Consider the following 13648-nt stretch of genomic DNA (forward strand, 5'->3'; position numbering starts at 1 on the left):
CTGCAGTCTTCCCGATCGCATGAGGCTTAAGCTTGTTGCAAAGCTTCAATCTCAAGCGTAATTTTCACTTCATCGCCAATCATCACGCCGCCTGTCTCCAGAGCTGCGTTATACGTCAAGCCGTAGTCACTGCGCTTGATCGCGCCAGTCGCGCTGAAGCCTGCCTTCGTGTTGCCCCACGGGTCGCGGCTTGTGCCTTCGAATGTCACCTCGAACGATTCGGAACGCGTAACGCCATGCAGGCTTACGTCTCCCGTAACTGTGTATTCGCCTTCACCCCTTTTGGAGATGGATGTCGCTTGGAAGCCCAGCGTAGGGAACTTCTCGATGTCGAAGAAATCAGCGGATTTCAGATGCCCATCGCGATCGCCATTGCGCGTATCTACACTGCCCAGATCGATATTGAAGGAAATTTCCGCGGAAGTCAGATCGGCCGGATCTGCAACAATATTCGCATCGAACGCATGGAACGTGCCTTTAACCTTTGCAATCATTAAATGTCTTACGGAAAATCCTACTTCGCTATGCGATGCGTCTACTGCCCATTGTGCTTTAGTCATATCAATAACCTCCATATGTGATTTTATTTACTAACAATTAATTATTAACTAACTTTAGATTATGAAATTATCTTAAATCAAAGACATCTTGCTGTCAACTCTTTTTTTCTGGCATGACCATATAAAAAAGCTGCCCCTGCCACCGTAAGACGGCGAGGACAGCTTCCATTCTATTTGCAAATAATAAATATTATTCCGCTTCTTCTTGGGATACTTCTTCTGCTTCCGCCTCGGCCTCTTCCACCGATGCAGCCGCCTCTTCCAGTTCTTCCTCCAGCTCCGCTTCCACCGCTTCTGCGGCTTCTGCATCAACTGCTTCTTCGTCTTCAGCCTCTTCTGCCGCTTCTTCCGCAGCAGGTGCATCCTCCGAAATCAATTCCACGATCTCTTCAGCGCCCTCTTGAACAATTTCTTGTTCTTGGCTCATATCTCTCACCTCCCTACCATTTTGTATCTTTATTGTAGCGCTTTCATAGGTATGGGGATAGAGGTGTAAAATGTCGTTTCATAGGAAGTTTTTCCGTTTTGCGATGCGGGTTTTGCCGCTTGTCAGACCTCCCCGTCTGAGGTCTAGGTAAGGATGAGTCTCCCGGAGGTTACACGCAAATCCCTCACGGGATACGATATTAACGAAAGCAAATGAACGGGAGGATTACACCTTATGTATAGTGTGTTAACCAATATCAGCCAGGCGATGTTATTCCTTCTGCTGATCTTCGGCTTGATCGCCGCCAATAAGGCATCCAAGCTGATTTTCTCTCCGACGGAAATGGAATTGCATCGCAGAGCGCGCAAGCTGCGCTTTTGGACGATACTGCCCAGCATACTGGCCGCAGGCTCGATCGCAGCGGATGCTCTGCTCGCCGCAATAAGCCCGCCCGTTTTCTGGATGGACCGCCTTCTCCTGCGCACGCCGCTTGCTCTGCTTGCTCTCGCCCTGCTCTGGCTGATGGCATGGCCAAGGCTGCGGATGCTCATCCAGCGCACGCAGAGCCAAAGGGAGCTCGCACCGGATATGCCGCGCAGGAGACATGCCACAGACACGGCTCTGGTCGCGCCCTACAAGTGGCTGGCGCTTACGGCTGCTATACTCATCTACTTCGTCCTGTCTCCGCCTGTGCCATTCCTAATGGTAGAGATCGCGATTCCTTTGACCACGATGCTGTTCGTCGGCAGCTTGCTCTGGATGCACCAATCGAGCCGTAATGCAGCAGCCGCTGCGTCCGATGCAGTCGCCGTCTATCGCCCCTGGTCGAGACGTGTCCGCATCACAGGGGCCGCGGCAGTCGCTTGCGCCGTATTGAGTGTACCGCTGCTTATCGCGATGGATACGAGCCGCCATCCCGGAAGCCTAAGCATGATGGCAGGAAAACCCGACTATGGGATGATCCGCGAGCCGAACGGCAAGCTGGTCAAGGCTGCCCCCGCTGGCCATGCTCATCATTCGTTGCCAGTTGTATCAGCGACGCTGAAGTCCGATGAAATTGGTGTTCCCGTGACCGCCTTAAGCGGACCGCAGGAAGGCACGCCGGACCGTTCCTTCACACTCACGGCCAAGAAGGCGAGCGTTGCGCTAAGCTCAGGGAAAATGGTTGATGTCTGGACGTACAATGGCCAACTGCCGGGACCGGAGATCCGGGTACGCAAAGGCGATCTTGTAGAAGTAACGTTGTACAACGAGGATATTGAAGACGGCGCTACGCTCCATTGGCATGGCCTCGATGTGCCGAATGCTGAGGACGGCGTGGCTGGAGCAACTCAGGATGCCGTTATGCCTGGCGGCAGCCACACTTACCGCTTCATAGCGGAGCAGGTCGGCACCTTCTGGTATCATTCCCATCAGCATTCCAAGGAAGCTGTCGAGAAGGGACTGTTCGGCGCTCTGATCGTCGAGCCTGCCAAGGCAGACCTTCAGTCTGATCATGATATCGTCGTGCTCACCCATGTCTGGGAGGGAGCAGGCACCGCTGTCGGCAGCTACGACACTCTCCAGCGCATGCAGATTGGTGCTGGCGAACGCGTGAAGCTTAGATTCATTCAGACCGATAATTGGGTTCGCCGCTCTTATACGCTATCCGGTACGCCATTCAAGGTTACGGCCATCGATGGCGTCGATCTGAACGAGCCGGAGCTGCTGGAGAATGCAGATCTGATTCTGACCACCGGAGGACGTTACGATGTGGAGTTCATTATGCCCGCAGCGCCTGTCTATCTCAGCGTAGACGGCAACCGCGAGCGAGGAATACTCATGAGCGCCGATGGCTCAGGCGATGCGCCTAAGACGATTCGTCCGGCATCCGTCTTTGATCCGACCCATTATGGCAAGGAAGCGCCGACGCCATTCGATGCCAGCAGCGACTTCGATCGGGCGTTTACGATGATTCTGGATAATCGCCTCGCTTTTTTCAACGGGGTGCCTGCGCTCTATGATACAATTAATGGAAAGGTGTTCCCCGATACACCTATGTACATGGTCAAGGAAGGGGAACTCATCAAAACAACGATCTATAATCGAAGCGCTGTCGATCACCCCATGCATCTGCACGGCCATCATATGCTTGTGCTCTCCCGTAATGGCGAGCCGGTAACGGGCAGCCCCTGGTGGTCCGATACACTGGATGTATTGTCCGGCGAAGTCTACGAGGTTGCTTATCTGGCGAACAATCCCGGAGTGTGGATGGATCACTGCCACAACCTCCAGCACGCAGCCGCGGGGATGACGATGCATTTGATGTACGAGGGGGTCACTTCTCCCTTCCAAATCGGTGTCGAAACACATAATCATCCGGAATAGGGCACCACGCTATGATCGGGCCCTCTAATCCTATATAATTAATATGAAGAACGGAGTGTTCATCGGTATGAAAATCAAAACCATTGGCGGGGTACTCCTGCTGCTGCTCGGCATTATCTTGCTTCTGAATCAAGGCGAGACATTTGGTCCCGGCAAAATCTTTGCTTACTTCTGGCCATCCCTGTTCGTCATACCGCTCGGTTTGTTTTTCCACTGGCTGTATTTCAGCGTAACGGAACGCCGGGCTTCGGGGCTGCTCATTCCAGGAGGCGTGCTGCTTACTGCGGGTTTTGTCTGCCAGATCGCGATGCTGTTTGGCAATTGGGAATACATGTGGCCGGGCTTCATTCTGGCGCCGGCTGTCGGCCTGTTCGAGTTCTACTGGTTCGGCAACCGCAACAAGTGGCTGCTTATTCCGATTAATATTTTGACCGTACTGTCGCTGCTATTCTTTATCGTCTTCTCCTTCAGCTCGCTATTTGACGTGCTGCTGACGAAACAACCGTACTTCGCCATCCTGCTCATTGTAGGCGGAGCCGCGATTCTGACGCTGCGCAAGAAATCCGACTGAGAGAAAGCCAGTGGCAGCCTACCATCCAAGGAGGATTAACCAAAGCTATGCTTACCTTTGACCAAAAGCTTGCCATTATCGCGTCCTTTCCTGAGCTTCAGCGGAAGGACGTTTCGCTTGGGCGCGTAAACTTTCATTACGAAGAAAGCGTCCATGAGAAAAAAACCGTCGTCTATCATCTCCACCCGAACGGGAACGGCTTTGTCTATGGCGGACTGATCGACGGCCTGGACACCGACGCCAAAGGGCTCGTCAATATTCGCGACTGCGATGAAGCAGAGCTTAAGGACCTGATCACCCGTTCCATTGCATCGTTATCTGCTGGAGAAGCAAGCGAACCAGAAGTTCAGCCAGCTGAAGAAGAAGCTGGCTATCGTTCTTCTCGCGCCGAATTTTGGCGTGGAGCCGGCGGCACCCGGCTGACGCTGTTATTCCAGGAAGATCTGTGGTATGTCTATGCCGGCAATGAGCTGGACATGGCGTTCGAGACGCATGACGAAGCGACTCAGTATTTGGCAGATGAAGGGTTTCGACGCGAATAGACAGGAATTTGCCTCCCGTTGTCTAATTGTAAGTAAACAACTAGATTTCGGGAGGAACATCTGTGTCCATCAAAGCTAAGCTATCCTTTTCCATCTCCGCGATTGTAGCGGCGATTCTCGCCTTAAATATTATGTTTTCCTATATCAGCACCAAGATGGCCCAAGACGCCGCCCTGGAGCAGCAAATTCAGTCGATCGTCGAGCAGCTCGGCGTTACGCTTGAAATTATTGAGACGACACGCGAGGCGATGGACGCCGAGCTTGGCGAGAAGCTTCGCATGGCCGCTATCGTGGCCAAGCAGAAGCTTGATCCCGATATTGAGCATGTCAGCAATGCGCAATTGGTATCCCTCAGCGAAGAGCTGGGTCTGGACGACATTACGCTATGGCAACGGTTGGATGGCGAGGTCGTCTCCGTCCTTTCTTCCAATCCAGAGGAAATCAACTTGAGCTCCAAGACATGGGATTACTGGGACAAAGCGTTCCATCAGCTCTTCGATATGGCAGAGGTGTCCGTCGGACGCGGGGATGCGCTTAAGCATTATTGGTCCGGTCCTATCAATTATGCGGTTTCCGACCCTACCCAAATTAACAAATGGGGGTATTATTACGACGGGACAACCAATTATATGATTAACACAATCATTAATACGGATGAGAATTTCTCATTTGATCTCGTCAACGGCACCAATAATGTGATCACCAAGCTCAAGAATCTGCAGCCAAGCTTGCTGGAAGTGACCGGCTTCGATCCGCAGTACTTCGGCTCAGAGCCGATCATTAAGATGAAAAAAGGCATTCCCGTCTATAATCTGGACGTTAGGGCTATCCCTTTTGGCCAATATGAATACCGCAACTCTCAGGAGGATACGCATCATATTCATACGGTGCTGGAGAGCGGGATCATGCAGACCGAGAAGTATACGATCAATGACAAAGAGGTGCTGCGCAGCTTCATCCCGATCAAGATCAACGCTGAGAAAACGTATGTCATCGGCGTTGCCTTCGACAAGGCTGGGCTTCAAGAGCCCCTTCATCGCCAGCTGCTTGCCCACGTGCTGATTTCGTTATGCCTGCTGCTGTTTGCCATGCTAGGCAGTTATTTTATTGCTGGTTATATGCTCCGTTCGCTGAATCAGATTATGAACAAAGTGAATGCCATTGCGGAGGGCAACTTCGACGCCAGCATCTCTATTCAGAATAAGGACGAGCTTGGCTTGCTGGCATCTCGCGTCAATTCAATGGGCGTGCGGCTGCTGAACTATACGACTCAATTGAAGGATACCGCTAAGGAGCTGCAAAGCACGAAGCAATATTTGGAGTCCTTTGTCAATCATACCTCTGATGCCATTCATGTCTTGGATCTGGACAGGCATATTATCCAGGTCAATCCGGCGTTCGAGACCATCTATGGCTGGAGCAGCGAAGAAGTGATCGGCCAACTGCCTCCTAACTTGCCGGACAGCCAGATAGAGTCGCATGAGATGCTGATTGCTACGATTATGGATGGCGGCTCTGTGACCGACTTCGAGACGGTTCGTTACACCAAACACGGCGGGCTGATCGACGTCTCCATTACGATATCCGCCATTCGGGACGAGATGGACGAGATTGTCGCAATCGCTACAATATCCAGAAACATTACATCCCGGAAGCAATCCGAGGAGATGATCCGCCGTTCGGAGAAGCTTGCCGTTGTCGGCCAACTGGCCGCCGGAGTCGCCCATGAGGTGCGCAATCCGCTTACTACGCTGCGCGGGTTCGTCCAGCTGCAGAAGCAGACAGGCTCCCTGTCCATGTCGCATCTGGATCTGATGCTGTCTGAACTGGATCAGATCAACATGATCGTAAGCGAGTTTCTGGTGCTCGCCAAGCCGCAGGCGATCCGGCATGATTGCCTGAATGTCGACGAGCTGATACGGGATATCGTCATGCTGATGGATACGGAGGCACGATTAAGCAAAGTCAATCTGTCCGTTCATCAAATCACGGATATCCCCGTTATCGGAGGCGTTAGCAGCCAGCTCAAGCAGGTGTTCGTCAATATGATCAAAAATGGCGTCGAAGCCATGCCCGATGGCGGCGAGCTTACGGTCGAACTTGCCGCTATCGAGGATGGCCGCGAAATTGCCATTCGCTTCACCGACCAAGGCCTCGGCATCTCGGAGGAAGATATGGGACGCCTTGGCGAACCGTTCTTCACGCGGAAGGAAGGCGGCAACGGCCTTGGGATCATGATCTGCCAGCAGATTATCCGCAATCATAACGGCAAATTGAAATACCGGAGCCTGGTCGGCGAAGGCACCTGCGTAGAGATTCGTCTTCCTGTGAACAGGGCGGCAGACCAGTAAGGCGACCACCGTTCCGGCAACTGCTTGCCGACCCATATAAAGGAGTCTTCACCATGACCCACCCTGCTACAATAACTACAGAAGATACACGCATCCTGGTTGTGACGGCTGTAGATGCCGAGAGAGAAGCCGTCCTGCGCGGCCTCTCCCAAGCCGGCTCCACCCGCTTTGAGGTGATCGCTGGCGGCGTAGGGCCTGCTGCCGTCGCGGCGCGCACAGCTGCCCTCCTGGCGACCGCCGGACATCATTATCAACTTGTCATCAGCGCGGGAATAGCGGGCGGCTTCCCCGAACGGGCCGAGATCGGGTCACTCGTCATCGCCGATACGATCGTATCGGCCGATCTTGGCGCAGAGACGCCAGACGGCTTCCTCAGCATAGACGAACTTGGCTTCGGCAGCTCGCGCATCGACTCCCACGCAGTGTGGAATAAGAGACTCGCTGCTCAGTTAGCCGATGCGGGTCTGGCCTGTACGCTTGCCCCTATCCTGACCGTCTCTTCGGCGACGGGAACAGCTGCGACAGCAGCGCTGCGAGAACGGCTTGTGCCGGGAGCCGCAGCCGAAGGCATGGAAGGCTTCGGAGTGGCGACTGCCGCGGCACAGCAAGGCATACCCGTCACGGAGCTGCGCGCCATCTCCAATGCGGTCGGCCCGCGCGACCGTTCCACATGGCAGATCGGCCAAGCTCTGAAGTCACTGGAGAGCGCCTTTGCCGCATTCGCTTCTATTACGCCTTGATAAGACTGGCTCATTGAATATAGGCATCATGAACAACAGAAGGAGGGATTTTTATGCAACAACGTCTTCAAATCGCTTATTCTCCTTGTCCGAATGACACCTTTATTTTCCATGCCTGGGCGAACGGTCTGCTTCCGGATGCGCCCCAGCTTGACATAACCTATGCGGACATTGATATAACGAACCATCTGGCCGCCCGCCGTGAGGGACCGGAAGTGATGAAAATCTCCTACGCCGCATTGCCTTGGGTGCTCTCCGATTACAGACTGCTCCCTTGCGGCGGCGCGCTCGGAAGAGGCTGCGGGCCGCTTGTATTGATGCAAGGGGGCAGCGGCTCGCTAGACGACTCTGCTCTGACGGGCAAACGCGTTGCTGTTCCTAGCGAGCGCTCTACGGCATACTTGCTGTTCCGGTTATGGGCGGCCCAGCAAGTGCCTGGCGGCGTAGGCGAGATCGTCGTTATGCCATTCCATGAAATCATGCCTGCTGTTCGAGACGGCAAGATAGACGCTGGTCTGGTCATTCATGAAGCCCGCTTCACTTACGGTAACTACGGGCTTCATAAGCTGGCCGATCTGGGCAGCTGGTGGGAAGAGGATACAGGCTTGCCGATCCCGCTCGGCGCCATTATCGCCAAGCGTTCGCTGGATGCAGATGCCCTCAGTGGATGGATTCGCTCTTCGCTCGAGCATGCCTGGAATAGCCCTTCCGCCTCCACAGAGTACGTCATGGCCCATGCCCAGGAGCTGTCGCCTGAAGTGGCGCAGTCCCATATCGAGCTGTATGTGAATTCCTTCAGCCATGATCTGGGCGAGGACGGCTATGGAGCCATAGAAGCTTTGCTCGGCCGTGCGGCCAAGCTTGGACTTGTACCGGCATTCGATCTGCGGCTGTTAAGAGAATAGTCCGTCATACAATAAAGGTCCCGCCAGCATAATCGCTGACGGGACCTTTTGGGTTCATGCTTGGGCGTGATGCATGGCTATTTGCCACACTACCCGTTTTCTTGTTCTCCGCTTTCCACATACTGCTTGAGAGCAGCAAGCTTATTGTCCCAATACCGCTCGAAGTAAGTGAGCCATTGCTGCAGCTCCCGCAGCGGCTCCGCCTCCAGCCTGTACCTCGTCTCTCTTCCCACCTTGCGATCCTTCACCAGCCCTGCATCCGCCAGAATGCGCAGATGCTTGGACACCGCTGGCCGGCTCATCGGGAAGTGTCCGCTGATGACGTTCACTGGCAGCTCGCCATCGCCGAGCAGGTGAAGAAGCTTCCGTCTTGTGGGGTCCGAGATCGCATGGAAGACATCATGCTTAGGCAATGCCTCTCCCATCTCAGCCCTCCACCATACGGACAAGCTTCTGCACAATACCCGTCCAACCGCCAGCCATCCGCTCTCTGACCACCGCATGCTTCTCTCCAAAAGCGGTAGCCGTATCGGCATCCCAGCCCCCGTGGATGAGCTTAAATTTTGTACCCTCATCTATCTCCTCCAGTTGGAAAGTTACCGTCCAGTCCTTGTCCCAAGAGAAGACCAGGCGATTAGGCGGGTCCAGCTCCAGCACCTTGCATGGCGAATGACCGAATGGCCCTGCATTTAACTGAAACTCGTGCCCCAGTATCGGCTCGAAGTTGTTCGGCATGAACCATGCAGCGATTCCTTCCGCCGTTGCTACTGCCTCCCATACCTTTGCTATTGGAGCTTTTATCGTGACTTCCTTGACTACATCCGCCAGTACTCCCTGTTGTTCACTCGACATCCTGTATTCATTCCTCCTATTAGACGCAGGTCACGATTGAGGCGATAGCGATACCGTCTCTTCGCTCCCTCGTCAGGTTTTATGCTATAAAACACAGTTCCGCTCACTAAACCACTCATTAGGAAACCAAATGGTTTCTAATTATCATAATACGAAACCTTTCGGTTTCCTGTCAACAGTCTTTCATTGACGAGCGGCGCGATTGTATGAATAATAGATAAAAAAGCACGCTCTGTACGAGTTTCAAATGTTAAAAGGAGGATCACCTATGTCTATCGTTCCACAATTGATGGCATTCAACAAAACATTCGTCGAGGAAAAACAATACGAGGCTTACTTAACGGACAAGTTCCCGGAGAAAAAAATCGCCATCCTCACCTGTATGGACACCAGACTCGTTGAGCTCCTTCCCAAAGCGCTTAACCTTCGCAACGGAGACGCCAAGTTTATCAAGAACGCTGGCGCCATCCTGACCCAGCCCTTCGGAAGTGCCATGCGGAGCATTCTGGTAGCGGTATACGAGCTTGGCGCGCGCGAGGTGCTCGTCATTGGCCACCACGGCTGCGGTATGACAAACCTGGATACGCAAGGCATGATCAAGAAATTTAGCGAGCACGGTATCGACCCGCTCGCGCTCGAGACACTGGAGAATTCCGGCATTCGCATGGAGAAGTTCCTTCGCGGCTTCAGCAGTGCAGAAGAAGGCGTCATGCATAGCGTTCGAATGATTCGCAAGCATCCATTGTTCCCTAAAGCGATTCCTGTACATGGCTTCGTCATCGATCCTGAGACGGGCGAGCTCGAAGTTATCGTCGAGGATTATCAAGCAGAGTAGCGCCGGGCTGCACAAGGCTGCCTGCTAAACGGGTCATACGTCCCGTTGGCATGGCAGCTTTTTTGGGGTGCGCTTCTCATTCATCCTATATATTTCTTTCAAAAACATCATTCCTATACGCAGTAACAGACTGTCCGTCCTTGCAATCGCTTTCGCATCATTCGGCTTGTGGCGCCGGTGATAATATTTCGGAAAGGAGGCCTGCATTTGCTAATTAGAAAAGTCATGGCATCTTATTTGACTTCATTTGCAGTCGTCATCTACATGTCTTTGGTTCTGACCGGGGTAGAAGCGCAAGCTACCTTCCCCCGCTTTGATCAATTCATGACCTGGACGACCTTCATTAGCTTATATGTGTTTCCGATCGTACTGATATATGGCTCACTTGTATCGATTGCGCTGGAGTTTGTAACGAACCGGCGCGTGCACAGCCGCATCATGGAGATTGCGCTCCCTATTGCCGGACATCTGATATTCGGCGCATTACTCAGCATCCCTTTCCGGTCAGCCAGCTTCACTTGGTTATGTCTTGCGGCTGCTCTGGTTTACTGGCTTGCAGATTTCCTGTTTGCCTGGATTTCGGAGCGGGGATGGCGCAAAAACGGCATACTGATCTCGCTGGCGCTGCCGCTCGTTATCATTGCCGGGGTAGGCCTCCTGTCGCTTACAAACGAAAAGACGCCTGAACAGCAGCCCTTCACGAAAGAAGCCGCTGTCAGAGCCGCAACCTCTGGGACCAGCGGCACTGAGCTTGAGATATTCCCGAAGCAGGTAGGCGCTACCCAGCTTGAGCTGGACGGCTACAAGGTCACCCGGGAAACATCTGTTGCACGGGTTGGCCATGAGCAATTTGAAGTGACCTTCCGGGAGCAATGGAGCAAAGAGAATGAAGAAGGAAGCCGCGCGATGATTTATACGGTGACGCGAGGAAGCATGACCTTGAAGACGAACGAAGGCAGCCTGCCTCCTTATCTGACCGGTCATTGAGGCGAGTCCCAGCCGCACAATACAATTAGCACTCCACAACAAATAGAACCTTCGAAGCCTCTCAGGCGATGAGATATGCCCCTGTTCACCCACCGGATTAACCGCAGTTCTTGTCCGGCGAGTGGATTAGAGGAGCGCATCACTTTGAGAGTACGAAGGTTCTTTTCTATGGATCTGGAGAGTTGAATGGCCTCTCCTTTACGGCAAAGCCAGCTTGCCCATCACCGTCGGATAAGCCGCTCCGGTCGCTGCCGGCACATTGTTCGTCTCGCCGCACAGGAAGCCATGGCCGAGCAAAGCGAAGATGACAGCCTCCTTGGCGTCGTCAGCCAGCCCCAGCGCCCCGGCGTTCATAATGCTCTGCTCTGGCAGCAGCCGTGCCAGCGCAGCCATGAGCGTGCGGTTATGAGCGCCTCCGCCGCTGACAATAACCTCGTCGATCCGGCAGCGCGGCATAACCAGCTCCTTGCAGGCATCCGCTATCGTATGCGCCGTGAACGCTGTAGCCGTCGCTACAATATCCGCTGCATGCAGGCCGCGCTCGCTTGCTCTGCGCAGGAAGGCTTCGGTATAAGCAGCACCGAACAGCTCCCGGCCCGTTGACTTCGGCGGTAGCTGGCGGAAGTACGGATGCGACAGCAGCTCAGCCAGCAGTTCTTCGTCCGGTGTGCCCAGCGCTGCCCATGCGCCGCCTTCGTCATAGCTCAGACGTCCATCGGTGAGCGTAAGCACGGTCTGGTCCATGATCATATTGCCCGGACCGGTATCGAAGGCGAATACGTCCTCCGGCCCCGCTCCAGGAGGCAGCGCTGTACAATTGCCGATGCCGCCGATATTTTGCAGCAGCCTGCCCTTGCTCGGGTCGCCAAACAGGATCAAATCTCCGTAAGGAACTAGAGGCGCACCTTGACCGCCTGCCGCCATGTCGGCAGGCCGGAAGTCGCCCACAGTGAGCCATCCCGTCCGCTTGGCGATAACCGACAAGTCGCCAATCTGCAGAGTCGAGCGGCTCAGATATTGATCCTGTACCGTCTCCTCAGGCATATGCCAGATCGTCTGTCCGTGCGAGCTCACGAAGTCGATCTCCTCCTTCGCAAGACCCGCCTCGCGCGCCGCCTCGATCGCCGCCTGTGCGAAGAGCTCGCCCATATAGACATTCATGCCGCAAATATTCATAACATTGGACGTCGCAGGATCGCACAGCTCTTTGATCCGCGCTCGCAATTCATCATCATAGGGTTTCGTATAATAATGCAACAGATGAACCTTGGATTGCAGTCCACTTCCTTCTATCTTTACTACAGCGGCATCCACTCCGTCCAGTGATGTGCCAGACATAAGACCGATGCCGATAACCGATGCTTTCCCCGCCAAGCCTGTTAGCATGCTCCGCCACACTCCTTTTTCATTGTTGATCCCCGCATGCGGCGTCATCGATGCCTGCGGGCCTCGGCCTATCATCTTGATACGGCAAGAGGCCGACAGATCGTTCTGCCGGCCTCTTCTTGCCCTTCAACTTCTGCCAGCTGCCGCCGGAGGATGCTTCATCCTCCCAAAGACTGCGGCTCCAGCCGCCCTAGCCTGTCTCGCCATCCTTCAGCTTCTCTAGCGCAAGCAATACCGCACCATACGACGCGTCCCGCTTCGGCTCAATACAGCTCACCTGCGGCTGCAGACGGCTCATTGCCTCGATGAACATCTCCCGCACATGACGATTGCGTGTCAGCACGCTGCCGAGCAGTGCCAGCTCTCCATCTTGCAGACCAAGACGCTGGGTGACGGCACATGCCGTCTCGGCAAGAGCTTCTGCATTCTTCTGCGCAATGCGCAGAGCCGCGCGGTCCCCGCTTTCACAAGCTGCGGATAACAGAGGCGCGATTGCAGCAATCTCTTTTTTATTCCGGTTCTTGTCATAGACGAATCCTACAATCTCGCGAACCGAGCCGATATGGAGTCGTTCATACACCAAATCCGTAATAACCGTAGACTCCTCCCGGCCGTCCGATGCACGGACAACCGCTGACAGCAGATCACGGCCAATGCTGTAACCGCTGCCCTCATCGTCAATGAGATGGCCGAAGCCGCCGGCGCGATGCGTATCGCCGCTCCCATTGCGGCCGTAAGCGATCGAGCCTGTGCCTGCAATCAGAATGGCACCGTACAAGCCATCATGCGCTCCGCATAGTGCAGTCTCATGATCGCCAACCAGCACAAGCTCACCCTGATAACCGCCTTCGCGCAGACCCGAGGTCATCAGACCGCTTACCACGGGATTGCTGATGCCCGCCGCGCCTAGGCAGATGACCGAGCAAGCAGCAAGGCCGCCTGGCAAAGCCCGGCCAATCTCCTCGCAGATTTCGGCAAGTGCCGCTCTTACGCTGGCTTCATCCTGGCCGTTAATATTCAAGGCGCCGACGGCAAATTCGTGTACGATTGATCCGTTCTCATCTGCAATCGTCACTGCCGTCTTCGTGCCTCCGCCATCCAGTCCCGCAACATATCTCATGTTCG

The 13648-nt window shown here is 54.4% G+C and carries 14 protein-coding genes; 8 read left to right on the forward strand and 6 right to left on the reverse strand.

What is annotated here, in order from left to right:
- Positions 1 to 26: 26 nt before the first annotated feature.
- Together ACFVSO_RS25940 and ACFVSO_RS25945 are read right to left on the reverse strand one after the other, a co-directional pair.
- Positions 27 to 560 (reverse strand): YceI family protein, encoded by a 534-nt coding sequence (locus ACFVSO_RS25940; protein WP_387479589.1) that lies wholly within the window; start codon positions 558 to 560, stop codon positions 27 to 29.
- 190 nt (positions 561 to 750) lie between these two features.
- On the reverse strand, positions 751 to 987 hold the full coding sequence (locus ACFVSO_RS25945) for a hypothetical protein (protein ID WP_387479591.1): 237 nt from the start codon (positions 985 to 987) through the stop codon (positions 751 to 753).
- Positions 988 to 1221: 234 nt separating this feature from the next.
- Between ACFVSO_RS25945 and ACFVSO_RS25950 the strand changes: the two genes are divergently transcribed.
- The 6 genes from ACFVSO_RS25950 (at position 1222) to ACFVSO_RS25975 (ending at position 8463) form a co-directional block, all read left to right on the forward strand.
- Entirely contained in the window at positions 1222 to 3354 is a 2133-nt protein-coding gene (locus ACFVSO_RS25950; protein ID WP_387479593.1) for a multicopper oxidase family protein, read from the forward strand.
- 67 nt (positions 3355 to 3421) lie between these two features.
- Entirely contained in the window at positions 3422 to 3925 is a 504-nt protein-coding gene (locus ACFVSO_RS25955) for a hypothetical protein (protein WP_387479595.1), read from the forward strand.
- Between the two features lie 47 nt (positions 3926 to 3972).
- The gene (locus ACFVSO_RS25960; RefSeq protein WP_387479597.1) at positions 3973 to 4467 is read left to right on the forward strand and encodes a hypothetical protein; all 495 of its coding nucleotides are present in this window, start codon (positions 3973 to 3975) and stop codon (positions 4465 to 4467) included.
- Positions 4468 to 4529: 62 nt separating this feature from the next.
- Complete coding sequence (locus ACFVSO_RS25965) at positions 4530 to 6818, forward strand: ATP-binding protein (RefSeq protein WP_387479599.1); 2289 nt, start codon at positions 4530 to 4532, stop codon at positions 6816 to 6818.
- A gap of 53 nt (positions 6819 to 6871) precedes the next feature.
- The gene (locus ACFVSO_RS25970) at positions 6872 to 7558 is read left to right on the forward strand and encodes a futalosine hydrolase (RefSeq protein WP_387479601.1); all 687 of its coding nucleotides are present in this window, start codon (positions 6872 to 6874) and stop codon (positions 7556 to 7558) included.
- Between the two features lie 53 nt (positions 7559 to 7611).
- On the forward strand, positions 7612 to 8463 hold the full coding sequence (locus ACFVSO_RS25975; protein WP_387479603.1) for a 1,4-dihydroxy-6-naphtoate synthase: 852 nt from the start codon (positions 7612 to 7614) through the stop codon (positions 8461 to 8463).
- 89 nt (positions 8464 to 8552) lie between these two features.
- Here ACFVSO_RS25975 and ACFVSO_RS25980 read toward each other — a convergent pair whose 3' ends face one another.
- Positions 8553 to 8888: an ArsR/SmtB family transcription factor gene (locus ACFVSO_RS25980; protein WP_387479605.1), complete on the reverse strand. Its 336-nt coding sequence runs from the start codon at positions 8886 to 8888 to the stop codon at positions 8553 to 8555.
- Position 8889: 1 nt separating this feature from the next.
- Positions 8890 to 9315, reverse strand: coding sequence for an SRPBCC family protein (locus tag ACFVSO_RS25985; RefSeq protein WP_387479607.1), 426 nt, complete (start codon positions 9313 to 9315; stop codon positions 8890 to 8892).
- Positions 9316 to 9583: 268 nt separating this feature from the next.
- Here ACFVSO_RS25985 and ACFVSO_RS25990 point away from each other — a divergent pair, with 268 nt between their 5' ends.
- On the forward strand, positions 9584 to 10150 hold the full coding sequence (locus ACFVSO_RS25990) for a beta-class carbonic anhydrase (RefSeq protein ID WP_387479609.1): 567 nt from the start codon (positions 9584 to 9586) through the stop codon (positions 10148 to 10150).
- Positions 10151 to 10357: 207 nt separating this feature from the next.
- Positions 10358 to 11137 (forward strand): hypothetical protein, encoded by a 780-nt coding sequence (locus tag ACFVSO_RS25995; RefSeq protein ID WP_387479611.1) that lies wholly within the window; start codon positions 10358 to 10360, stop codon positions 11135 to 11137.
- 198 nt (positions 11138 to 11335) lie between these two features.
- Here the strand turns inward: ACFVSO_RS25995 and ACFVSO_RS26000 are convergent, their stop codons facing one another.
- Positions 11336 to 12523, reverse strand: a complete 1188-nt coding sequence (locus ACFVSO_RS26000; protein WP_387479613.1) for an anhydro-N-acetylmuramic acid kinase — start codon at positions 12521 to 12523, stop codon at positions 11336 to 11338.
- A gap of 190 nt (positions 12524 to 12713) precedes the next feature.
- Positions 12714 to 13643, reverse strand: a complete 930-nt coding sequence (locus ACFVSO_RS26005) for an N-acetylglucosamine kinase (RefSeq protein ID WP_387479615.1) — start codon at positions 13641 to 13643, stop codon at positions 12714 to 12716.
- Positions 13644 to 13648 lie beyond the last annotated feature (5 nt).

The sequence above is a fragment of the Paenibacillus sp. NPDC057967 genome, from assembly GCF_042887015.1.
Taxonomy (GTDB): Bacteria; Bacillota; Bacilli; order Paenibacillales; family Paenibacillaceae; genus Pristimantibacillus.